Genomic DNA, 23,639 nt, shown 5'->3' on the forward strand with positions numbered 1-23,639 from the left:
ACCAAACGAAAAAAGGTAAGGATTGTTGATTTTGGAGATACACTGGCAGAGATTCTTCGCAATGCCCGAAAGGAACAACTTAAAAACCGAATGCAGTACGGAGAACTTTACCATAAAAACTACTACAGAGAAGTAAAAGACAAAAACAGAGTTTACTATGAGTTCTATCATCTGGACGGAACAGAGAATGTTCCAGAAGATTATAAGGAAATATCCTTTGTCTGCTTAAGACCGAATGGAAGTTTGGAACTGCCAAGCACGTTAGGAATTGTTTGCAGGAAGATTGCTCAGAAACTGGATGGATTTGAAGGATTTCATTTTCACCAGTTGCGACACACCTACACAAGCAACCTTCTGGCAAATGGAGCAGCACCAAAGGATGTGCAGGAACTGTTAGGGCACTCAGATGTCAGTACCACCATGAATGTCTATGCACACTCTACAAGAAAAGCCAAGCGGGAATCTGCAAGGTTACTTGATAAAGTGGCAGGCAATGACTAAATAAAACTTTCCCTTATTTCCCTTACGATTATCTCATAAGGGCAAAAATAAGGGAAAATACATATCGTTTCGCTAATGCACAGGCTGGAAAGCCTGTAAAATAGGGAAAGTTAGAAATATATTTCGGCAAACTAGAATTTATTACTCCATCAAACTGGAAGTTTCCATTTATTTCTTTTTGCGGTATTTGGGTTCAATACCTACTACATACGCTACCATAGCCGCAATACTAATAAGCATTGCACCCAATATAGGTATAATAATCAAACCCGAATTCTGCCCATCTAATAAAGGCAATCCAATTAACGTAAACAAAATACCATACACGCACCACAATATGCCCAAAGCACGATTATAGCCTTTCAAATCTTCTATGGGCGCTACCTCGGCATTTGCCCAAAAACCGAAAGGTTTTGCTTTCTTGGAATTAAAATCATAAATGCCCATTACAATAAATAATACGCCGATTATTACCCAAATAACAAATGCTATTAATCTTCCTTCCATAATATGTATCCTTTCTTTGTAGTTCTGTAAATTCAAAGCTTCGCGAGCTTTGTACTTTCTTTAATTTTCTCAGTATTACTGAAAGTTTCAAGTGGAAATTATCAAATCAATTTTTTCGCATTATCTGCATTCAATTCAACATATCCACATTTTGGACATACATAACATGAAACAGTACTATTCTTTTCATTCTCAAAGATACCGTTTTTCTTATTAGTTAAATAAACAACCGTACCTACTGCATCTCCTTTTAATTTTGCTTTAATCATTTCCTCTTTACATCTTAAACAATCCATCTTTATTCCTCCATAAACTTCAAATTTGTACATATCTTTTTACACAGTATAGCACATACCTATCTCTATGCACATCAACAATTTAATCATCCTTATCCTCCTGTCGATCCAAATGCCCCGGTTCCACGTTCTTCCCATGATTCAAAGGTAAAATCTGGTATCAGAACCGGCATGATCACAATCTGCCCGACTTTGTCACCTATCTTATCATCTGCTGTGCCTGCCAGTTGTCTGCAAGCTCCGGCACATAATGAAGCATATCCAGATCAATTCTCTTTCCGATCAGCACATCCATTTCCACACCGTCATCCAGATTGTTTGGATCAGCTACCCTGATGCCGATTGCCGGTATTCCATGCATGCCAGACAGTTTCTCGCCTTATGTGAAATTCTTGAAATATACGATATCTATACAGAGTTTGTTGGCCAGAGTCCTCTTAATCCATTCCGGAACCTGAATGAAAATGGAATGAACAAAGTGCTTGAATATATCAGCGATCTGGAAAGCACCGGCAACTATAAACCGGCAGAGATCATTCCTATCCATGTGATCAGGGAAAGAAAAGTATTTTACAATACCGTTTCCGCTGGTACCGGCTCTTTTCTTGATAGTGACGAATATGAGATATTCTCCTCTCCTGACATTCCGGAGGCTGCCACATTTGGCGTATATGTAGATGGTGACAGTATGGAACCTAAATACCATAATAAGGATCTCATCTGGATTGAACAGACAGCATGCCTTGATGATGGCGAAATAGGTATCTTCTATCTTGATGGAAACGCATATGTGAATAAATTTCAGAATAACAGACTCGGAACCTACCTCATATCACTGAATAAAAAATATGATCCGATTCCGGTTACAGAGAACAGTTCCTTCAAAATATTCGGCCGTGTTCTTTCATAAGTCCTTTTTTTGGAACACTTAAAACTGTAGGATTATTATAGCGGAACAGACCTGAACAATTCTGAATTTGGAGGTGCATATATATGAATACTGATATGGATATAGACATAAACACCATGACAGACACAATTACCTGCAGACTTGTTGAAGCGAGGGCAGATCTTGGCATTACCCAGAAAGAACTTGCATCAGCAACCGGCATCAGCCTGAAAACTATTGCCAATATCGAGTCAAAACAGCATATTCCTTCTCTGCTATACGCCATGAGAATTGCAGATTTTTTTCACAAACCGGTAACAAGCCTATTCTGCTATCATCTTGGTGTTCAGCAGACTCCCTCTAAAGGAGATGATCTGAATGAATAATAAAAAAATGTTAGATTTCCAGACAATCGCTGTTAATTTTGATGGCACTCTCTGCTACAGCAAATGGCCGGAGCTTGGTCAGCCAAACCAGGCACTGATCGAATATCTCCAGGAATGGAAACGCAATGGCAACAAACTCATTCTCTGGACCTGCCGCGCCGGTGAAGCTCTGTCGAATGCTGTCGAATGGTGCCGGGAACAGAATCTTGAATTTGATGCAGTTAATGACAATCTTCCGGAAAACGCAAAGGCATAGAACCCGTAATGGGGCTATGCCTTTGTGCTTATTCTAGCATTCATTTTTAGTTAGTGCGGGTTATTTACCTAATACAGTTCTTCTCATAATAAAAATCTGTTAGTTAAACTTTTTCAAATTTTGCTACTTCATCCGATAAATCTTCCGAAAGGTTCTTATTTTCGTCCGCCTGCACTGTAATTGCTGAAATTGCTGTTACAAGTTGTGATATCTCTTGTGCTACGTTTGTAACACCTTTTGCAGATTCTTCAATCGCTATAGAAATGTTATTGATACCTTCATTCATATCATTCATTGTACCTAAGCTATCTTTTGACTTAACTGCAAACTCGTTAAATGTATTACTTGCCTGATCAGAATCAGCATCATAATTTCCAATAATTTTTACAAAGTTGTCATAATCAAGTGCTACCTTTTCATCTACAAAACGAATCATTTCCGTTGCATTTCCAGACAGATTGTTTACTGCCTCAATAACTTTTCCACTGATTTCCTGAATATTGTTTGCTGTCTCACGTGAACTATCTGCAAGCTGTCTGATTTCATCTGCAACAACGGCAAAGCCCCTGCCTGCTTCCCCTGCTCTTGCTGCTTCAATCGATGCATTAAGTGCTAGAAGATTTGTCTGTGCTGCGATATTTAAGATATTTTCTGTAAGTTTTGCAATTTCATTTACAGACTTAGATGCTTCTACTGCCTCTGCGACATCCTTTTGAATGCCATCAAATGTTTCTACTGTTTTTTCTTTTGATGCAATCGCTTCTTTATAGCTATTTTCTGCAGTAAGCTTCACTTCATGCATCTTCATTGCAGAGTTCTTAGCATCCTCATTCATGCCTTCCATTTTCTTTAGCAGATTATTACATCCTTGGGCTAAATCATATAGAGAAGCAGATACCTCTTCCATGGATGCTGCAAGTTCTTCCGATGTTGCACTCACATTGGATGCACTCATATTTGAAGATTCCGCCTCATTTTGTACAAGATAGGAAGATTTTTTCATATCTTTTGATACACTCTGAATCTTTACCATAAGATTTTGTAATGTTTCAATAAAATGGTTGACACCATTTGCAAGCTGACCAATTTCATCACTGGTTTCATCAAATACTCTTAACGTAAGATTACCCTGTCCTGATTCTATACCTAAAATGATATCATCCAAATCATTCTTTGCTCTTTTTGCTGGACGAACAATGGACTTATTAATAACAATCGAAAGAAGTACGATTACAATAATATCAGCTACCACAAGTGCAAGATCAAAAATGATGCTTCCATTTATTCTGTAGTTGATATGTCTGATGGCTTCTGCCACTTCTCCTTTTGCTGTTTCAAAAACCGCGGTATCATTATTTTCCACTGCTTCTTCATATTGTTCAAACTGTTCTATAAGCACATTATTCTTTCCTCGAATAGCTTGTAATGCCATTAAATTCAAGACTGTAATCAAAACTGCAAAAAAGCCTACAGACACTAACATTGTTACTAACTTTTTTCCCAAGTTCTTTCTCTTTTTCATGTTTATTTTTCTTCTTTCTGCGAAAGGCACCAATGCGTTATGTTTTGGAATTTTCTAGCATCATTCTACCCCACCCCACAAAATTTTGTCAATGCTTTATTCTATTGATAGAAAATTTTAATCTTTACTCTGATGAGGATGGCGTGAAACACATCCGTATCAAAGCCAGACCTAATAAATGGCATGAGAATGACTGCCCTTTCTGTCACAAATCATGTCCTGCTTATGACAAACATTCCAGCAGACCAACCACTTGGAGGGGGCTGGGAAACTGTAGGTCGCTGTGTCAATCGTGCTCTTCACGATTTAGAACCGGAGCGCTCAAGAAGACTTGATGGTCTGGTTAATATCGGCATTGACGAAACCAGTTACAAAAAGGGTCACAAGTACATTGCAGTAATCGTTAATCACGATACCAACACAGTGGTATGGGCATCGGAAGGCCATGGCAAATCCGTTCTTGAAAAGTTTTATAAACAGCTTACTCCAGAGCAGCTATCCAGCATCAAGGTTGTTACAGGTGATGGTGCCAAATGGATCACCGAGTGTGTAAATGAATACACTCCTGACTGCGCCCGTTGTGTTGATTCCTTTTACGTAATCGAGTGGGCTATGACAGCTCACGATGAAGTCAGAAAAGATATCTGGCATGATGCCTACAGCGAATATAAGCAGATCAAAAAAGATAATCCATGTGGTAAGGGTCGTCCTAAAAAGGATGATCCTGAACTTGCTATTGTGAAAGCAGCTAAAGCTAAAGCAGATGAGATAAAAGGCTCTGCATACATGATAAAGGTTCTCTGTTTCCTTTTTGATACCAAATATCATATGCATTATATAATATCTTTCTAAACTCTTCCATGTTTCTATTATTGATAGTATTAAAATCTCCTATGAGAATATACTCTTCGTTAGAATGTTTCTATAAAAATGAATACAATTCATTCCAAAATTGTTTATCATATTTGGGTGGAATTGGTTATCTAATTAACTACATTATTTTCTGTCTAAAATATTCATAAATTCGTCACCTGTAATTGTTTCCTTCTCATACAGGTACATAGCCAGTTCGTCCAGTTTTTCCCTGTTTTCAGCAAGGATTTTTCTTGCTTTTTCATGCTCTGCTTTTACGAGCTGCACAACTTTTTCATCAATTTCCTTCTGGGTATCTGCAGAACAGGAAAGAGACGTATCGCCGCCAAGATACTGGTTGGTCACGTTTTCCATTGCCACCATGTCGAATTCATCTGTCATGCCGTAGCGGGTGATCATCGCTCTTGCAATTTTTGTTGCCTGTTCGATATCATTGGAGGCTCCGGTCGTGATCTCACCAAATACGATCTCCTCTGCCGCACGTCCGCCTGTAAATGTAGCAATCTTATTCTCAAGTTCTTTTTTCGTCATCAGATATTTATCACCCTGCTCAACCTGCATAGTGTAGCCGAGTGCACCTGAGGTACGCGGGATGATCGTAATCTTCTGAACCGGTGCTGAATGACTCTGCAATGCAGCTACCAGAGCGTGTCCTATCTCATGATATGCAACAACCTTCTTCTCCTGATCTGAAAGAACCGCATTCTTCTTCTGATATCCTGCAATAACCACTTCTATACTTTCTTCGAGATCAGATTCATTTACAACGGTCCTTCCACTACGGACAGCACGTAATGCTGCTTCATTTATAATATTGGCAAGCTCCGCACCGGATGCACCGGATGCCATACGTGCAATCGTATGCAGGTCAACATCATCAGATGCTTTTATCTTCTTTGCATGAACCTTTAAAATTGCTTCACGGCCTGCAAGATCCGGCAGTTCAACCGGCACACGCCTGTCAAAACGTCCCGGACGTGTAAGTGCCGGATCTAACGACTCCGGACGGTTCGTTGCAGCAAGAATGATGACACCATTATTTCCTTCAAATCCGTCCATCTCTGTAAGAAGCTGGTTTAAGGTCTGCTCCCTCTCATCATTTCCGCCCATTTGTCCGTCACGCTTTTTACCAATGGCATCAATTTCATCAATAAACACGATACATGGTGCCTTTTCCTTTGCCTGTCCGAAAAGATCTCGAACTTTGGAAGCTCCCATACCGACAAACATCTCAACAAATTCTGATCCGGACATTGAGAAAAATGGTACATTTGATTCACCTGCAACTGCTTTTGCAAGCATTGTTTTGCCGGTTCCCGGAGGTCCTACAAGAAGGACACCTTTTGGCATAGACGCACCTACATCGGTATACTTCTTCGGATTGTGAAGATAATCAACGATCTCTGAAAGGTTTTCTTTCGCCTCATCTTCTCCTGCAACATCTGAAAAACGGATTCCCTCACTGGATTGCACATAAATCTTCGCATTGCTTTTTCCCATTCCAAAAGCCATCGAATTTTTTCCTCCGGCATGCTCCATCAGTTTCTTCGCCATATAATTTCCCAGTGCGATAAAAAGGATCAATGGCAAAAACCCGGTCAGCAGGAAGCTGATGATCGGTGACATCTGCTTATCGATATCTTTTGCGAATACTGCTCCACATTCATATAGCCTGTCCGTCAGGTTCGGATCGTTCATCAGACCTGTTTTATAAATATTTTTTTGATCTTTATCTGTAAAGATGATCTGATTGTCCTTAACTTCTACTTCACCGATATTCTTCTTCTCGATCATGCTCATAAAAGTTCCATAATCCGTTTCCTTTACCTGATGCTCCATAAGGATTGGTGTGACAACCAGATTAAATACGATCAGCACTATTAACACAATCCCATAATAATATGCCAGTGGTTTTTTCGGTGTTTTAACTTCTTTCATGGTCTTTCCTCCTGTTGTTCTGCGTTATGCTTTCTCCGTGCATTTTCGTATTATTTATTCTGCCATCTGACTTCGCCCTTGGACAGAAGCGGATAACAGATCAGCTGATCTGAATCCAGATTTTCGGCATGCATGTCAACCGCTGTGATCTGATGATTATCATAAGTCGTATAATAATAAATACCTTTTGCTGTATTACAACAGGACGTGTATATCGTGATCTCATATTTGCCTTCTGTCACCTCACAGCATCCACGTTGCTGATCTACGGATCCTAAGATATGGAAGAACTGGCTTACACTCTCATCCTCTTCTTCACCGGAGATCGAATTTAATTTTGTAAAGGCAACTTTCACAAATCTTGACTGGCTGGAAAGATCTCCAGGTATTCCCATTCCACCCATTCCTCTGCTATATGCATCAAGCTGTAATACTTCTGCAAAAGTACTCTCCGGCTGTTTTCTGGATACACCGGCATAATTATTCAGTGCAAACATCTGACCGGGGAATGGTGGATTATTGGTAAGCACTCCTACCGGATTATCATATACATGCAGCCCATCCTTCATAGACTCAACAACGATACAGGAGTCTTTGTCTGCAATAATCCAGTGAAGCTGTGCTGTCGGCAGCTGTTCGCTGAATGCTGTGCCTGTCAGTCTCATTGCTGCCAGCTTCTCTCTCACCTCTTCTACAGTAGCACACTGTACAAGGATCCATGGGATGAACTCGAACTGTGCCACCTGACTGACTTCTGTTTCATCTCCCGGCAAAGCCTCTTCATATGCCGCATTGCCAACAAAATTAAGACCTGCCATTCCAAGGCCTTTTTCATTAACAGCATCATAATAAAGCGGATAACCTCCTGCAACAAATGCCATTCCGATCAAAGCATAATGGCTTTTTATCTTCCCGGCAAACCGGAAATCAAATTCGTAATTTCTTGGCGTTATCGTAATCTGTTCCCCATAGGAAAATTCATAATCAAGCGTTCTGCCCATATAAAAATCTTTTGTTTTGTAAGTTGCTGCTGTACACATATCGAACCCCTCTTCTTTCTGCTATAATAGTCCTGCAAACAATCTCATAAACAACTGTCCGAGCCGTAAATATGCACTCCGTCCTGTGCGGTACTTTTCGGTCACTTCCCTGCATTCATTCATTGTTGCTCCCAGATCATCTCTTATATCCAAAACTGTCTGACTATCCGCCATAAAACAACCATTTTCAAAGTGGTGATAAAGCAATGCCATTCAGTTAAGCATCATTTCAGTGGTTTTCTGTCATAGAAAGCCACTGTTTTTATGCCTAAAAACTTTAAAAATATTACAAAAAACAGTTGACAAGTAAGCCAATATATGTTGCGTAAGCCTTGATTATAAACATATTTCAAGGAGGCTCATTATGGCTGATTTTTTCTTATCTAATTTAAAATCCACACTCGACAACTGCATCACAAAACTTGATGAAATTCACTCCATGTTCTGCCATAATCCGGAAAGTGATTTTACCAGGAACCGCAAACTTTCTTTATTATAAGGCAGATAAGCAATCTGTCTTTTTGTCATAAAAAACCTTATCTAAATGACATTGAATGATTTATTTTCTATCTAAAATTTTATTAAACCGACTAAAGACTCCATAGTTTGTGTGTTTGACTTACTGTTTATATCTATCTTCTCCTAAATATTTTTCTAGTCATTGCAATATAAAATTGCTTATACAGTCTCTCCCTTAAGAGTTCTGGTATTCTGGATAATATACAGAGCGACCAATATGACCATCATTATAGCGCACTTTCCTTTTTTTTAGACATAAACCAATAAAATATAACACAAAATGCTAAAGCAAACACAACACCAAAAACATTTTGAATCACTCTAAGACTAACTGCTCCTTTTAATCCATAACTTTCCGCAGCAATTGCGAGAGCGCCAAAGGTATTAAATACTGCCTGCCAGCCATATTGTGCTGAAAATCCTACACCGATTCCACCAAGAATTCCTATATATGCATAGATTGACGAAGGAAGCAGAAAATATAATATTGTAAAACATATAACACCCGCAATATTTCCGACAATCCTTTTACGGACTCTGTAGTGCATATCTTCCATAAATGGCAAAATCGCGGACATGGCCGCAATACCAGCCCACATTGCACGTGGCATATTACAAAGTTCTGCAATGCAAAGGACAATCGGTACGCATAAAATCTGACATATCTGCCATTTTGTTCTGGAAGAAGTGATATCAAATTCTTGTATCAGATCTTTCAGATTTCTTTTATAAGTTCTGTTTTTATGATTTCGATAAAATACGAAGCAGGTAAGTGCTGCACCTAAAGCCATTCCGACTAATCGCATCTGATAGCTTTTTCCCGTAACATCATAACCATATAGCAGCAGATACCCAAGAACCAATGTAGATTGATTAAACATGAATGGATTATGGCATCCGAACAGAATCAACACAGCCAGTGCCGCAATATTTAACAGCATTCCCAATACCGGTGAAAACTGATTTGCTAAATGCGGACATACAGTCATAATTACAAAGAACAAAGCCAAAAGCATCGTAGATTGTCCGGTGTGGATCCCCAGATCCGCATTCCGAAATACCATAAGGCATAATAAGACTACTACACCTACAATGCTGTTCTCATTTCCAAATAGGATGCTGAAAATACTAACAAAGAAAAAACAAAATGCCATTGTAACAGCTATCTTCACCAGATATACCCACATATGATATAATTTTTCTTTTCGTGTTTCACTCTTTTTCAACAGGTTTTTAGAACCTGCCTGATTTAACTGCAACTCCTGATAAAATGTCATGTAATTCCTCCTCTATCTGTTTTTCTTAAACTTATATGGCCTCATCTTTCTGTATTGGAAGCTCTACAACAAATCTGCATCCACCATATTCACGGTTTTCTGCTTTGATTGTTCCTCCGGCACTATCTACAATCCGTTTTACAAGTGCAAGACCTAGGCCATTTCCTTCTGCTTTATGAGATCCATCTACCTGATAGAACTTGTCAAATATTCTGGATTTTACATCATCCTCTATTCCTGGTCCTTCATCTTCCAGAATGAACTTAACAGAATCCTGTTCTTGTTTCAGAAACATCGTAATTGTCCCCTTTGAAGGGCTGAACTTAATCGCATTATCCAAAAGATTTATCCAGATATGCATAAAAAGTCCTTCATTCCCAGTATATTTAACTTCCTCCAATTCTACCTGAAAACCAATTTCTTTTTCTGTCCATTTTGTTTCCAATGAAAGAAATGCCTGGCGGATCTGTTCATCCAGACGATATTCTGTTTTTTTCATTGGTATATTCTGATTCTCTAACTTGGATAACAGCAAAATATTACCAACCAATCCGGAAAGTCTTTGGGTGTTAAATAAGATTTTTTCTACATATTCCTCTTGATCCGGAGACAGTTCTTCTCCCTGAAGCAGCATTGTATATCCTTCAATGGCATTAATCGGGGTCTTAAACTCATGAGAAACATTAGATACAAAATCCATCTGCAGCACCTCTGTTGCACGAAGTTCTTTTGTCATAACGTTAAAACTTTGATAAGATTCTCCAACTTCTGCTATACGGCTGTTCGTTTCCAAATGCTGTTCAAAATCTCCCCGAGAAACTTCCTTCATTGCTTTACTAAGTCTGGTAATTGGTTCCAGTAACTTTGCATTGATAAAAGAAGTGATCAGCCCTGCAATCAATGTATTGAAAATCAAAAGCCAGCCAAGCACAGGTATGCTGCCCGGCAGATTAAAAAAATGATTCAAAAAAGCAAATAATAAAGCAGATATGACTGTTGAAAATACAAGTGCCAGCCAGATTGCACCAGTCAGACAGGATCGGATCCGCAATCCTTTTTCTTTCTTTTGTTCCATTATTTTTTCACCACCTTGTATCCAATTCCACGCATTGTTACGATTTCAAAATCAGGGTTATCTTTAAAACGCTCTCTGATTCTTCCTATATGTACCTCTATCGTATGTGGGTCTGCCTCCGTCTCGTATCCCCATACTTCATCCATCAACTGTTGTTTTGTAAATGTTCTGCCTGGCGAAGCTGCAAGCTTATATAAAAGCAGGAATTCTTTTTTAGGCAAAACAAGACTTTCCTTATCCGTTGTAACCGTCATTGCATCATAATCAAACTCTGTTGAACCGATCACAATTTTGTGTTCATTCAGTATCTGTGCACGGCGAAGCAGTGCTCCGACTCTTAAAACCATTTCATTCACATTTACCGGTTTTACCATATAATCGTCACTTCCCGAAAGAAATCCCTGGCGCATATCATCAAAGGAACCTTTCGCAGTGATCATAAGTACCGGTATCTGATATCCTGCTGAACGGAGTTCCGACACCAGTTCATAACCATCCATAACCGGCATCATAATATCGGAAATGATCAAATCAATATATTCCTTATCCAATATTTCTAATGCCAGTGCTCCATCCGATGCACTTTTGACCTGATATCCATTCTTCTCAAGCACTTTTTGGAATAGCTGGCTTAATTCTTTATCATCTTCTACAATCAATATTTGAAACACGTTTTCCTTCCTCCTTATTAAAACAGATACCTTGCCCATCCAAGCAGATGCTGTACTAAAAATATTTTTCTCTGACGTTTCTTTGTTAATTCGATTGGCTCTACATGATATGGATCATTATAAGTTCCGCCTTCTAATATCTGGCGGGACACTTTTTCATATTCCATCATGCCCTCTTCCAACTGTTTATTAATATCTTTACTGCGTATTACAAGCATCAGTTCCGTATCCAGATATGTACTTCTCATGTCCATATTAAAGGAACCGATTACAGACAGATCATCGTCAATCAGAATACTTTTTCCGTGGTATGAATAGCCGCCTTCATACTCCCAGATATCAATTCCTGTATTTAAAATTCTGTTTCTGTTTCTCGCATAATCAGCAGCCCCAAATGGATTCCCATTATTCGCAACTGAATTTGTCATGATAGAAAAATCTGAAACGTTCTCTGCAATCTCCTCCCATGTATTATACATCATATCATTGCAGATAATATATGGAGTGTGAATCTTCACACGATTTTTTGCATTTTTCATCAATTCTCCCAACTGATACCACACTACTGGTTCTTTGGAACCTGTGTGAATAGGATTTGACACTAATGTAATCTTTTCTGTCTCAAAAGTTTCGTCCGTGTAATCGGTATCGCAGATTCTTTCCTTATTCTCTTCAAAATATTTCTGATAGCCGTTCTGCAGCTCTAAAACTGCGTTCTTTACAGATTTTCTATTTGCCAGTTTTTTATTGTCATGAAAATAACCACTGTCTTCCTGATTCCATATGGTTTCAAAATACTCTGACAACTGGTTAACTGAATTTTCTTTCTCAGGTTCATCGCAAACCACTAACACGTCTCTATCATAGTTCTTATGTCCCGGAAAATCACCCAGGAAATAATTGTATGTATTTCTTCCGCCAAGAATATATGTCTTACCATCTGCAATCAAATATTTATCATGCATTCTACCCATCATTTTCCATGGTTTCAACGGGTTGGCTTTATTATACAGTTTAATTTCAACATTCTCATGAGAAGATAATCCATAGAAATACGGATTTCCTTCCATATCAATCCAGCTCTCCATTCCATCTACTAACAGACGAATATGCACACCTCTGTCTGCCGCATCATGCAGTGCTCCTAAGATTAATTTTCCACTTTCATCGGATTTAAATGCAAAAGTAGAAAGAATAATTTCCTCTTTTGCATTCTGGATCAAACGCACTCTTTGTAAAAGCGCTTCTGGATTCTTTTCTATGATCACTGCACGTTCCGTATTTTCACTGCATTCGTTCCACGAACCATTTTTTGTTTCTTTTTTGGTTGTATTGGACACTTCCGGCTGCTTTTTATATGCAATGCAGATTCCGATCAATTCATAAAAAGCCACACATAAAAAAATTGCCAGTATAACAAGAAGGATTTTACATATTTTATGCTTTTTCATTGTACATCACCTGATTCCTTTTTATTTCATACTTATACAATACAAAGTCAATCTCAATTTAACCTCAACAAGGTTTGTTTTTTTCATCCATGCAAAATTTTCTTTGTACAACAGACTGTTAGATATAGCAAAAACGGCCTTTCAAAAACAGTTAACTTCTAAATCAACTGTTTTTTGAAAGGTCGTTTCATCAGATTCTTATAGCAATCCAGCAAATAATCTCATAAATAATTGTCCCAGTCGCAAATATGCACTTCGTCCGGTTTGATATTGGTCTGTCACATCACGACATTCTCCCATCGTTCTTATCAGATCATTTTTTATTTCCACAACTGCCTGACAATCTACCATAAAACAGCCGTTTTCAAAATGGTGATATAAACTTCGATAATCCAGATTAATTGTTCCACAAGTTGCCATACAGTCATCTGCCACACTCATTTTTGCATGACAGAAACCAGGAGTCCACTCATAAACACGAACACCATGTTTAACTAATCCATGATAAAAAGAACGAGTTATATTATAAATGAATTTTTTATCAGGGATACCAGGTGTGATAATTCTTACGTCTACCCCTCGCTTAGCAGCCAGACATAACGCATGCGTCATTTCATCTGTTATGATTAGATATGGAGTCATAAACCAACAATATTTTTCAGCTTTATTTATCATACTGATATAAACTTCTTCTCCTACTTGCTCATTATCCATAGGGCTGTCTGCATAAGGTTGAACAAACCCAGTTTGCTGTGCCGCATAATCATATTGGAAAAGGTATTTACTAAAATCAGAATCATTAGCATCCTTATCACTTACTGCATTCCACATTTCCAAAAATGTCACCGTAAGCGACTGAACAGCATCTCCTTCTAAACGAATACCTGTATCTTTCCACTGTCCATACGGGTGTGTGTAATTAAAATATTCGTTTGCTAGATTATATCCACCTGTAAATCCGACTTTTCCATCAATAACTGTTATTTTTCTATGATCACGATTGTTCAAAAACAGATTTAAACCTGGCATAAACGGATTGAATACACGGCAATGAATTCCTATTGCCTCCATCTTTTTCACAAAATCTGTGTTAATAAAGCCTATAGAACCCATATCATCGTAGAATACTCTAACTTCCACACCTGCTTTTACTCGCTCTTCCAGAACATCTTGAATCTTATGCCATGCTTCAGCGTCTTCTATCGCATGATATTCCATAAAGATAAACTTCTGTGCTTTCTCCAAATCCTTAAGCTGTGCCTCTAATCCTTTCACTGCTTCATCAAAATACACAATATCCGTATTCTGATAGATTGGATACTGCGAATTTCTTTGTATGTAACTTGCTATATTTCCTGCTTTCGGAATTGTTTCTTTTATTCTGCTCAAACACTCCTGACTGTCCGGAAGCATTGGTAACAATTTGCTATCAATTTCTGCATATCGCTCACGCATTTTATGTGTGCCACCATTCAAACCAATCAACAAATACAGGCCTACACCCATAATTGGGAAAATTAGAATTAAGATGACCCAAGGCATTTTCATAGAGGATGTCTTATTTGATGCGTACAATCCCAAAACCAAGATCCCACCCAAAATCTTTGTAAATAAATTTATGATTTCTGCATATTCATTCAAGCGTGTTACGATAGTAATAATAAAAATCACTTCCAGAAGAATGCAGATTATGGAAAAACACAGCCGTTTTACCCCATTTTTTGTTTTTGCTTTGCCTTCTAAAGTATCTTGTTTCATATATATTCCACCTTCCTACTTGCTCAGTTTTCTCCCTAAATTTCGTGAAACATACCAATTTTGTCTTTTATTCTCTGCATTTCATTATCTGCTTCAATGATAGCTCTTGCAGAATGAAGTAATTCTTCACTTATCTCATCATAGCCAGGCATTTCTTCAATTCCTTTTTTATAGCGAAGTTGATGTTCCAATGTTGCCCAGAAATCCATACCATTGGTTCGAATCTGTAATTCTACACGCATAGGTGTTTTACCCTTAGCAAAAAATACTGGTATTTCAACAATCATATGATAGCTTCGATAACCATTCGATTTTGGATTTTTTATATAATCTTTTATTTCAATAACTTTAATATCATCCTGTTGGGTAATCAAATCTGATATCATATAAATATCGTCAATAAACGCACAAACTATTCGAACGCCTGCTACATCATTGAGATATGTCTGTATATTTTCTGTTGTAAATTCATATCCCATCTTCTGCAGTTTATCGTAAATACTATTGGGCTTCTTAATTCTTGTTTTTATAAAAGAAATAGGATTTCGATTGTTCTCAACTGAAAATTCATCATCCAAAACCTCAAGTTTAGTTTGTATCTCCCGAATAGCACAACGATACATCATCATTAAATTATAAAATTTTGTAGCATTATTTAAAAACTGTAGTGATTCCGAACTGGCCATCCTAAGTTTTTTTACTTCATCTTTTGTCATGGAACTTTCCTTTCTACCTCATCCCTGATTTCAAAACATTATTTATTTTGATAGTTGATTCTTTCTCCTTGAATTACTGGATAACAAATCATTTTATCACTATCCAGATTTTCTACATGCATATCTACTGCACTGATCTGATGGTTTTCATAAGTATTATAATAAATTCTCCGCAAACCATTGAAAACACTGGATTTGTCGCAGGTGAGCTTTCCCTTATTGTTTCCCTTGTGTTATATCGTCCCACCAGTGTTTACGAACTCTGATAAGGGAAAATACAAGGGCACAAGAGGTCCGGTGGACCTCTGCTCTGTGCCGACCGAAGCGGCAGCGGAGACCAAAAAAATTATATAAAACAGTATAACACAAAATAAAAGTGACATGGTGAACTGATTGAAATGCTTCTGATTTTTGTAGCAAATAATTGATTGAACGATAAGGAGATAAGATACGATGAGAATAATTTCTTCTCAGCGTTTCCGACAACTATTTTCTTTCCTTTGACACCTTCTCACTTATTCTCTGATAGATTTCCCTTGTCTCTGCGTCATTTTCCCCATTTACAACTAATATTTTTCCATCTATGTTCACGACAACATATGAATGGCAGGAGGCATGAGTGTAGCGGATATAATCTCCGAAGATATCGTTTTTGAAGTTTCCCATAGCATACTTCAGGTTTCCAAAACCATTAGTTCTGTAATCTTTATCGTTCTGCAATACATTTTCTTCATAAGAAATGCTGTCAATTTGCGAATACTCCCCTGTATAATCATTCCATCCTTTTGCTTCAATGTTAAAATCACGATCATTACAACGAATCTGAATGCTTCCCAAAAACAAAGTCCATATAGTAAACACAATAACGGAAATTGCGATGATCAGATATATCACACTTTTTTTGTATTATACTGAATTTTTAAGCCTTCTCCGGTTGCCAGCTTTTTCTTATAAAAAAGGTAGGAGTAGAGAATGCTAATGATTGCAGCTGCCATAATACTTATAATATACACAACCAGTGCAGCCATGCTTTCCCCAAAAAGTCCACAAATCATACATAAAATACCTGATGCCATCCATAATTTGCCGCTGAATCTATGTGTTGCATTCCAGTTTTCTTCATCCATTAAAGACCATACAACTCTTATTCCTATGGTATTATTCTGTTTCACTTTTGGCAAATAATTTCCAATAACCATAAACAGCAGTCCAGTTCTATAGTAAATTACTGCCATAAACAGATTTTCCATATCTGCTCCCATATTGACCAGTCTTGCAATACCATTATAGAGTAATGTTATAATTTTCTTATTAGATTAGCTATATTATAACGTGCTGTAGATTGGATGTCGATGATTTTTTGACCATATTTATTGTTTTATATGTTACTTCTCTATTAGTTCTGCAAACTTGAATCTGATGCTGTCTACCTCTTATCCAATCCATTTTTTAATTTCAAAATATCTTTTCTGATTTTTTCAATGACTATCTTAAATTCCTCATCACTTTTTCCTGTTGGATCTTCAAGTCCCCAGTTATCATCAAACGGTCTTCCTATAAATGGACATCCCACATTACACCCCATTGATATTGCAATATCCGGATTTGGAATATCACTAACCAGCTTACTGAACTGTCCATCTGCTTCCATATCTATATTATATAATTCCTTCATAATACGGACAGCATCTTGGTTAATCTGTGGTTTTGTTTCTGTACCCGCCGAATAACTTTGAAACACATCTGATGCCAGATGTCTTCCAAAAGCCTCAGCAATCTGACTTCGGCAGGAATTATGGACACAAATAAATGCCACTTTTACATTACTCATGAAATGGACACCTCTCCTTTATACACTGCTCATTAAAATCTGTGAATCCACATTGCATTTGTTCGTATTGCAATGTTACTCCATAATGAGCATTCACATAATCAATACCATTCTTAAATGCTATCATTGCATCTCTCTTGCAGCACCTTGGTCCGTTTATGGCTCCTAATTCTCCGATTGCTTTCGAGGTAAACTGCATATGATTTCCCCATGTTCCATCTGTTGAAAGCGGACCTGTTCCGTCGATGATTGCAAGTGCAGCGCCAATGGATGTAATTGCTCCGCATATTCCCCATAAACCGCACATTGCTCCCGGCATCCGAAGTCCTTCTGACATCAGCCTGTCCAATGCCTGTTCTAAGTCTATCTCTCCACCTGCGTTTTTGTAGGCTACTAGCAAACTTGCACCATCTAATATATGGTGTTCCGGTCCATGAATGCTGATATATTCCTTCTCTGCAATCTGCTTAAAAATAACAACCGGATTTGTTCCCTGTTCTTTCTTTATATCTTTTACAATCAGTTCTGCTTTTTCTCTTACTGTCATAGAAACCTTCCTTTCGTCTTATTTGCAATTCTTACAAGCATAAGCATTACCGGAACTTCTGTTAAGACACCCACAGTAGTAGCAAGTGCAGCCTCACTTGTTGTTCCAAACAATGCAATCGCCACTGCCACCGCAAGTTCAAAGAAATCAGATGCTCCTATCATTCCTGCAGGTGTTGCAATATTGTGTGGCAGTTTTAACAGATAACACGCTACGTATGCGATTCCAAAGATCAAAAATGTCTGAATTATCAAAGGTATTGCAATCAGTATTATGTGTATAGGATTTTTCAGAATAACTTCCGACTGAAACATAAATATCAGCACTAATGTCAATAGTAATCATCATTGGATAAATCATAATCCAGATTAATACAGCCATAGGAATAGATATCCCTGCATATTCAAACTCATTTAATATATTGGGTATCATCGGGAAAAAATGTCCTATGGATACATCGATGATCATGCATAGAATAACCCACATGTCAAACTGCCAATAAAATTCTTGAATTCTAATAAAGTATCACAATTCAAAGAGTAATGATGCCATTTACCTTCTTTGCGATCATTCACCAATCCACATTCCACCAGTATCTTCATATGATGAGACAGGGTTGGCTGTGTAATTTCAAATTTTTCCAAGAGCCTGCATCCACATTTTTCGCCATCTGACAACATTTGCACTATTTCTAATCTGTTTGAATCTCCAAGTGCCTTGCAGATTAATGCAACATTTGTTAGTTCCATTTCATTTACCTCGCATTGATATTTATCTATATGTCTAGATTAACATATACATAGATAATTATCAATGTGTTTTTATAAAATAAAGCCATACATTTTCATGTACAGCTTTAAAAACAGGAAGTTACCTTCTACTCATATAAAATATATCAATAGCATTACTTGCAAACTCTGCTGTGCCAACTCCTCCAACATCATCAATATTTTCCGTAAGTTCTCCTCCACCGGCATACATTCTTCCAAGACCGCATAAAATCTTATCAGAACATGTATAAAAATGATCTGTAATGTAATCCTGAAGTTTCCTTACCTGCAACTGCACCTGTTCATCTTCTGGGTCCATTTCTTTCATTTGTCCGAATTCAACAAATAATTGCATAAACTCATTTGCAACAGTAGCTTCATCGTCTTTCGTCCAGTTCTTTGTTTTCTCTTCAAACTCCTTATACTCAGAGGTTTGTCCCCATTGTTCTTTTGCTCGTTTAGAATACTCATCAATCTTTGTTGTATCAAATACTTTAAAATCCATATATTTCACTCCTATTCCTTTTATTCCTCGAGCGAAACTAATAAGATTTTCAAGATGCTCTTTTTTCATAGTAAGCAATTCAATCTGCTGCTCTAATGCTTTATTCCTGTCAAAGTTAGGGGCATCAATTATCTTTTTAATCTCCTTAAGCGGAAATTCCAATTCTTTAAACAGTAAAATTTGTTGCAGCCTTTCCAAGGATGTATCGTCATACAACCTATAACCTGACTCTGTATATTCAATAGGTTTTAAGAGACCAATGGTATCATAATACTGCAGAGTGCGTATACTCACTCCTGTTAATTTACTTACCTCATTCACTGTCATCATTGTCATTTCCTCCTCTCGATAAACATATCGTAAACTATTACGTTGCGTAGGAGTCAATAGTTCCGATTGCAGCTTCATTCACGATTACTTTATATCCATTTTTTATAGCACCTAATGCTGTCAGTGCAACGCAAGCCCCACCATCTACACCCACAACTTCAACATATTCAATATTGTGTTTTTTCAGCAATATATCAAGTCCAGAATTAGTAAATGCATTACCTTTATATTTTATGAATATATTATCAGATACTATATGCAATTCTTTAGCAAAATCAATATCTTCTGTTCCTTCATATGCATGAAATGGTGCAAACTTATTTATCAGATTCTTCTTCATTACATTTTTTATATAACCTCCTATATCTACCATTACAATTCTAATAGATAATGCGGAAATGAAACTTTCAGTTATAATGAAAGTTTTATGTTATAAAAAATACCGATCTTAATTCTCCACTATTTACGAATTATTAAGACCGGTATTTATTTCATTTTTTAATTAGCAATTAATCCCGACGTAGTGTAAACTTTCCTACCAGATCGTTTAATGTATATGCCTGTGCGGATAATTCCTCACTGGTAGCAGACGATTCCTCTGCTCCCGCAGAGTTCGACTGCACTACTTCCGATATCTGATTCACACCAAGTTCTGCCTGTTGCATCGCCTGTGCCTGCGCAGCAGACTCTTCACTCAATCGTTTTGCATCTGTCGCAATCTCCTTGACTCCCGTAACGATCTGCTCCAGAGATTCCGCTGCTACCTCCACTGCCTGGTTGCCATTCTCGATCTCCTGCAGCGATCCCTCGATCAGGCTTCTGGTATCTACTGCCGACTGTGCACTCTGTTCGGCCAGTTTACGGATCTGTTCTGCCACCACTGCAAATCCCCGTCCGGCTTCTCCTGCTCTGGCCGCCTCAATTGCCGCATTCAGAGACAACAGGTTCGTCTGACTCGCAATATCTTCAATGTCAGCAATAATATTCTGTATCTTTTTAGATGTTTCATTGATTCGCTCCATTTCCTCCATCAATGACCTCATCTGCGTATGCCCTGCATCCGCCTGCTGTGCATAATTCTCAGCCTTTTCCGTCGTCCTCTGCAGTTCGCCGGCTGTACGTGACACGGCATCTGTGATATTCGTAATGGTTGCCGTCAGTTCTTCCACAGATCCTGCCTGCTCTGTTGCTCCTTCTGCCAACGCCTGGGCAGATTGTGCAAGATTCTCCGATCCGGCAGATACCTGCTTAGCGGCCTCTTCTACCTGCTGTAAGGTACTGTTCATCTGTCGGTTCATCTTACGCATGGCATCTTTCAGTGCCACAAACTGTCCTACATATTTCTCTTCGATCTTAGTACCGATGGCATAATTACCCTCCGCCATCTGTCCCAACAATTCTCCTGCATCCGTAATGATCAGATTCAGGTCAGCAGCCATGCCTTTTGCGACCTGTATCATATAGGATATCTCATCTTCCGTGTTTCTGTCCGGGAATGCACTATTCAGATCTCCCTGTGCAAAAGTCTGAAGTCGATCTGCCAGCGCTATCATCGGTTCTTCGATATTTCCTGCCATTTTCTTGCCTAATACCACAGAACTCCAGAAAGAGGTCACTACGATAACCAGAATCGCGATCAGCATAAAACGCTCCATATGACGCAGATCTACCTCCGCCTGATCTCCTTTTTCGACGCACAGATTCATCAAGTCTACAAACTCCGCGTATATCCGTTCGTACTGTGCGGTCAGCTCTCCGATATCCAGATCCTGCGCCTTCAGATATCCGTCCTCGTCATCGGAAGTAGCCAGTTCCAATACCTGTGCATCCAATTCCCAGTACCCGTCCAGTTCCTGCAATATTTTATTATAGGCATCCCTGCCTTCGGTGAATTTGATTGAGCGGTTCAATTCATCTATGTAAGCCTCAAACGCTTCCTTTTTCTGGTCATGCAGTTCGATCTGCTTGTCTATCACTGCTTTGTCATCATAGCCTACTACTGCACGTAATGCGCTCCGGCTCTCCGAAAATGCCGCGACCGCTTTACCGATATCTCCCTGTGTAAATCCGTATCGGCTCAATGCCTTTTCATACTGTATCGCTGCGATCAGTAGTACTACGATTCCAATAACTGCCGCAATCGCACCGATTATTGCTACTTTCACAAATCCTTTCGTCAGTTGCTTTTTAATACCTTGTTGCTTTTGTGTGGCCATATAAAGCTCCCCCTAGTTTATCCGTTAAATAAGCTGCCGTGATCAACATCTCTATACAATAGTAGCACATCCCCTTTCATTATTCAACTGTACGAAATGGGTTGCCAGAGATTTTGCAGGACTGAAACTTGACTTTGCAGTTCATGTAACAGTTCTTTCATGTACTCCGACCTCTCATTACATAAAAATCCAGTTTTTCATTTATCATTCTGATTTCTTCGTCTTTGGTCATGTTAAAACCTCCCTACATTATATACATGGTACTTCTCGACAAATTCTTACAAATAACTACAAATTTTTTCACAAGAAACGAAAAAACGATACTGCATAGATTTCTTACTCCACACAATATCGTTCTTCTATATTTATACTTCCCCGAAGTTCCGGATGATGCAGAAGCTCTACTCTTCCTATTGTCTTGATCAGCTGCTGTAAGCCTTTGACCGGAAGATATGCTGCCTGCACCGGTATCAGTACAGAATCTGCACATGCCAATGCGTTAATTGTCATCATTCCAAGTGAAAGCATACAATCAATTATGATGTAATCATAAAATTCTCTCAGCCTGTCTACCATAGATCTCAGAATCAGTTCCCTGCTCATGGCATTTACCAAAGACACCTCTATTGCTGATAATTCAATGTTGGCTGGGATAAGGTCTACGCCTTCTTTATGGTGTAAGATTGTCTTTTCTATATTCAGTTTTTCATCATTCACAATGTTCATCATCAGTGTTCTGTCAATGACACTTCCTCCTTTTCCCTGAACGAAAAAAATCGCCCAGACTAGAATTTTTAATCTAATCTGAGCGATGCTTCGTCAGGCCTGTTTTCTTCAAGCAAGAAAAACATTTTTACATTCATTGACAACCTAAATCTTATCCTACACTTTAGTTATCTCCATTGGGTGCTTGGATAGATTTAGTTCTCGGTGCCCGTTTTGTCTTTTCGGTGCTCCAATTACTCATTTTTATATTTTTTCGGTGCTCGCAAGCACCATAAAATAAAAAATGCAACAATGAATTTTTACGATCATTGTTGCAAAAAATCGATGTTCCCGGCGGGAATTGAACCCACAACTAGCGCTTAGGAGTTCAAGTCACTACAGAAAATCTATGTTTTTCTTGGTCAACATAAGTCAAGCAACAACTTGATTTTACTGACTTTCCTGTAAATCCATGTCAAAATAAGAAAACTGAAAATCATCCAAGTTAAGCACCTCTCGCTGACAAATGAGTGACACTGTCACCCTGAGGGTTCAACCATTCCGTTCCTGCGAATTCATATTTATGGCTACCATTCTCACTGAATATGCGGTAATGATAACACTGTTTTCTTATTAGATTATCTATATCATAACGTGTGTGAAGTCAGATGTCGATTGTTTTTTGACCATTATTTACTCCGCATTACACGTACTCTCTTCTATGTTATAAAATCAAGCATCTTCTGCATATACACCATCTCCATAATATAAAAAAGAGGAGTCCCCGCAGGTTCTCCCCCGGTCGCAGGCCTCACAGGTTTCTGCAACGCGATCACTGTATTTGCAGTTTATTCCGCAATGGGAATAGGTTTTCGGTCTCCATCCCGACCACTGGAACAGGTTTAAGGTCTCTGTTCCGACCTTATATACATCTTTTATATTTTAATTATGCAAGATAACTTTAGAATCTGCAACAAGTTGTTGCTAAATTAACTGCTTATTTATGAACTCAATTCCGTTACCAGTGAAGAATATCTTTTTGTCCGGTTCTTTATATCCT

27 protein-coding genes and 4 pseudogenes are annotated in these 23,639 nt (G+C 38.3%); 6 read left to right on the forward strand and 25 right to left on the reverse strand.

Going from position 1 to position 23,639, the window contains the following annotated elements:
• A partial coding sequence (locus tag DXB43_RS14340) for a tyrosine-type recombinase/integrase (RefSeq protein ID WP_147343698.1) occupies positions 1-501 on the forward strand: 501 nt, incomplete at its 5' end.
• A 168-nt stretch (positions 502-669) separates the two neighbouring features.
• Here the strand turns inward: DXB43_RS14340 and DXB43_RS14345 are convergent.
• From DXB43_RS14345 to DXB43_RS15185, 3 genes are all read right to left on the reverse strand, one after another.
• Entirely contained in the window at positions 670-1,008 is a 339-nt protein-coding gene (locus DXB43_RS14345; protein WP_117842344.1) for a hypothetical protein, read from the reverse strand.
• Between the two features lie 101 nt (positions 1,009-1,109).
• Positions 1,110-1,304 carry a hypothetical protein gene (locus DXB43_RS14350; RefSeq protein ID WP_117691176.1) on the reverse strand — a complete coding sequence of 65 codons (195 nt, stop codon included), beginning with the start codon at positions 1,302-1,304 and terminating at the stop codon, positions 1,110-1,112.
• A 199-nt stretch (positions 1,305-1,503) separates the two neighbouring features.
• A complete protein-coding gene (locus DXB43_RS15185; RefSeq protein ID WP_156454684.1) occupies positions 1,504-1,665 on the reverse strand; it encodes a hypothetical protein in 162 nt (53 codons plus the stop codon).
• Positions 1,666-1,773: 108 nt separating this feature from the next.
• On the opposite strand from DXB43_RS15185, the gene DXB43_RS14360 reads away from it, so the two are divergent.
• From DXB43_RS14360 to DXB43_RS14370, 3 genes are all read left to right on the forward strand, one after another.
• Positions 1,774-2,214 carry a S24 family peptidase gene (locus DXB43_RS14360; RefSeq protein WP_242986250.1) on the forward strand — a complete coding sequence of 147 codons (441 nt, stop codon included), beginning with the start codon at positions 1,774-1,776 and terminating at the stop codon, positions 2,212-2,214.
• Between the two features lie 83 nt (positions 2,215-2,297).
• Positions 2,298-2,579: a helix-turn-helix transcriptional regulator gene (locus DXB43_RS14365; RefSeq protein WP_117699037.1), complete on the forward strand. Its 282-nt coding sequence runs from the start codon at positions 2,298-2,300 to the stop codon at positions 2,577-2,579.
• Complete coding sequence (locus DXB43_RS14370) at positions 2,572-2,835, forward strand: hypothetical protein (RefSeq protein WP_117947892.1); 264 nt, start codon at positions 2,572-2,574, stop codon at positions 2,833-2,835. The genes DXB43_RS14365 and DXB43_RS14370 overlap by 8 nt, the downstream gene beginning before the upstream one ends.
• A 103-nt stretch (positions 2,836-2,938) precedes the next feature.
• Here DXB43_RS14370 and DXB43_RS14375 read toward each other — a convergent pair whose 3' ends face one another.
• A complete protein-coding gene (locus DXB43_RS14375) occupies positions 2,939-4,339 on the reverse strand; it encodes a methyl-accepting chemotaxis protein (RefSeq protein WP_242988790.1) in 1,401 nt (466 codons plus the stop codon).
• A 243-nt stretch (positions 4,340-4,582) separates the two neighbouring features.
• Between DXB43_RS14375 and DXB43_RS14380 the strand changes: the two genes are divergently transcribed.
• The gene (locus DXB43_RS14380; RefSeq protein WP_158564741.1) at positions 4,583-5,209 is read left to right on the forward strand and encodes a transposase; all 627 of its coding nucleotides are present in this window, start codon (positions 4,583-4,585) and stop codon (positions 5,207-5,209) included.
• Positions 5,210-5,353: 144 nt separating this feature from the next.
• On the opposite strand, the gene ftsH is transcribed toward DXB43_RS14380, so the two are convergent.
• From ftsH to DXB43_RS14395, 3 genes and pseudogenes are all read right to left on the reverse strand, one after another.
• A complete protein-coding gene (gene ftsH / locus DXB43_RS14385; protein WP_117947894.1) occupies positions 5,354-7,168 on the reverse strand; it encodes an ATP-dependent zinc metalloprotease FtsH in 1,815 nt (604 codons plus the stop codon).
• A 50-nt stretch (positions 7,169-7,218) separates the two neighbouring features.
• Entirely contained in the window at positions 7,219-8,208 is a 990-nt protein-coding gene (bsh, locus tag DXB43_RS14390) for a choloylglycine hydrolase (protein ID WP_117947895.1), read from the reverse strand.
• Between the two features lie 21 nt (positions 8,209-8,229).
• Positions 8,230-8,412, reverse strand: a pseudogene (locus DXB43_RS14395) (hypothetical protein); the annotation flags it as partial.
• A 160-nt stretch (positions 8,413-8,572) separates the two neighbouring features.
• Between DXB43_RS14395 and DXB43_RS15670 the strand changes: the two are divergent.
• Positions 8,573-8,707, forward strand: a complete 135-nt coding sequence (locus tag DXB43_RS15670) for a hypothetical protein (RefSeq protein ID WP_256385802.1) — start codon at positions 8,573-8,575, stop codon at positions 8,705-8,707.
• 179 nt (positions 8,708-8,886) lie between these two features.
• Here the strand turns inward: DXB43_RS15670 and DXB43_RS14400 are convergent.
• From DXB43_RS14400 to DXB43_RS14485, 18 genes and pseudogenes are all read right to left on the reverse strand, one after another.
• Positions 8,887-8,970, reverse strand: a pseudogene (locus DXB43_RS14400) (CDP-alcohol phosphatidyltransferase family protein); the annotation flags it as partial.
• Positions 8,955-10,004: an FUSC family protein gene (locus DXB43_RS14405; RefSeq protein ID WP_117947896.1), complete on the reverse strand. Its 1,050-nt coding sequence runs from the start codon at positions 10,002-10,004 to the stop codon at positions 8,955-8,957. The pseudogene DXB43_RS14400 and the gene DXB43_RS14405, both read right to left, overlap by 16 nt.
• Before the next feature lie 31 nt (positions 10,005-10,035).
• A complete protein-coding gene (locus DXB43_RS14410; RefSeq protein ID WP_015559634.1) occupies positions 10,036-11,079 on the reverse strand; it encodes a HAMP domain-containing sensor histidine kinase in 1,044 nt (347 codons plus the stop codon).
• Complete coding sequence (locus DXB43_RS14415; protein WP_044024695.1) at positions 11,079-11,789, reverse strand: response regulator transcription factor; 711 nt, start codon at positions 11,787-11,789, stop codon at positions 11,079-11,081. Before DXB43_RS14415 ends, DXB43_RS14410 begins: the two co-directional genes overlap by 1 nt.
• Positions 11,768-13,201: a phospholipase D family protein gene (locus DXB43_RS14420; RefSeq protein ID WP_117947897.1), complete on the reverse strand. Its 1,434-nt coding sequence runs from the start codon at positions 13,199-13,201 to the stop codon at positions 11,768-11,770. The genes DXB43_RS14415 and DXB43_RS14420 overlap by 22 nt, the downstream gene beginning before the upstream one ends.
• Before the next feature lie 198 nt (positions 13,202-13,399).
• A complete protein-coding gene (gene cls / locus DXB43_RS14425) occupies positions 13,400-14,959 on the reverse strand; it encodes a cardiolipin synthase (RefSeq protein WP_117842338.1) in 1,560 nt (519 codons plus the stop codon).
• A 35-nt stretch (positions 14,960-14,994) separates the two neighbouring features.
• Entirely contained in the window at positions 14,995-15,675 is a 681-nt protein-coding gene (locus DXB43_RS14430) for a GTP pyrophosphokinase (protein WP_117842337.1), read from the reverse strand.
• Between the two features lie 38 nt (positions 15,676-15,713).
• A pseudogene (locus tag DXB43_RS14435) lies at positions 15,714-15,839 on the reverse strand (choloylglycine hydrolase); the annotation flags it as partial.
• A 322-nt stretch (positions 15,840-16,161) separates the two neighbouring features.
• The gene (locus DXB43_RS15550; protein ID WP_243006692.1) at positions 16,162-16,512 is read right to left on the reverse strand and encodes a PH domain-containing protein; all 351 of its coding nucleotides are present in this window, start codon (positions 16,510-16,512) and stop codon (positions 16,162-16,164) included.
• A gap of 53 nt (positions 16,513-16,565) precedes the next feature.
• Positions 16,566-16,925, reverse strand: coding sequence for an SdpI family protein (locus DXB43_RS15555; RefSeq protein ID WP_242986247.1), 360 nt, complete (start codon positions 16,923-16,925; stop codon positions 16,566-16,568).
• A 176-nt stretch (positions 16,926-17,101) separates the two neighbouring features.
• Positions 17,102-17,506: an arsenate reductase ArsC gene (locus tag DXB43_RS14450; protein ID WP_117699022.1), complete on the reverse strand. Its 405-nt coding sequence runs from the start codon at positions 17,504-17,506 to the stop codon at positions 17,102-17,104.
• Positions 17,499-18,053 (reverse strand): DUF5714 domain-containing protein, encoded by a 555-nt coding sequence (locus tag DXB43_RS14455; protein ID WP_015526525.1) that lies wholly within the window; start codon positions 18,051-18,053, stop codon positions 17,499-17,501. Before DXB43_RS14455 ends, DXB43_RS14450 begins: the two co-directional genes overlap by 8 nt.
• Entirely contained in the window at positions 18,050-18,307 is a 258-nt protein-coding gene (locus tag DXB43_RS15955; RefSeq protein ID WP_330408414.1) for a hypothetical protein, read from the reverse strand. Before DXB43_RS15955 ends, DXB43_RS14455 begins: the two co-directional genes overlap by 4 nt.
• Before the next feature lie 210 nt (positions 18,308-18,517).
• The gene (locus DXB43_RS14465) at positions 18,518-18,802 is read right to left on the reverse strand and encodes an ArsR/SmtB family transcription factor (RefSeq protein WP_117699020.1); all 285 of its coding nucleotides are present in this window, start codon (positions 18,800-18,802) and stop codon (positions 18,518-18,520) included.
• Positions 18,803-18,923: 121 nt separating this feature from the next.
• Complete coding sequence (locus tag DXB43_RS14470; RefSeq protein WP_117699019.1) at positions 18,924-19,658, reverse strand: MerR family transcriptional regulator; 735 nt, start codon at positions 19,656-19,658, stop codon at positions 18,924-18,926.
• 37 nt (positions 19,659-19,695) lie between these two features.
• Entirely contained in the window at positions 19,696-20,031 is a 336-nt protein-coding gene (locus DXB43_RS14475; RefSeq protein ID WP_117842336.1) for a cysteine hydrolase family protein, read from the reverse strand.
• Between the two features lie 136 nt (positions 20,032-20,167).
• Positions 20,168-21,874 carry a methyl-accepting chemotaxis protein gene (locus DXB43_RS14480; RefSeq protein ID WP_117699365.1) on the reverse strand — a complete coding sequence of 569 codons (1,707 nt, stop codon included), beginning with the start codon at positions 21,872-21,874 and terminating at the stop codon, positions 20,168-20,170.
• Between the two features lie 378 nt (positions 21,875-22,252).
• A pseudogene (locus DXB43_RS14485) lies at positions 22,253-22,609 on the reverse strand (ParA family protein); the annotation flags it as partial.
• Between the last annotated feature and the right edge of the window lie 1,030 nt (positions 22,610-23,639).

It is taken from the genome of Roseburia sp. OM04-10BH, from assembly GCF_003462605.1.
Lineage (GTDB): Bacteria > Bacillota > Clostridia > Lachnospirales > Lachnospiraceae > Roseburia_C > Roseburia_C amylophila.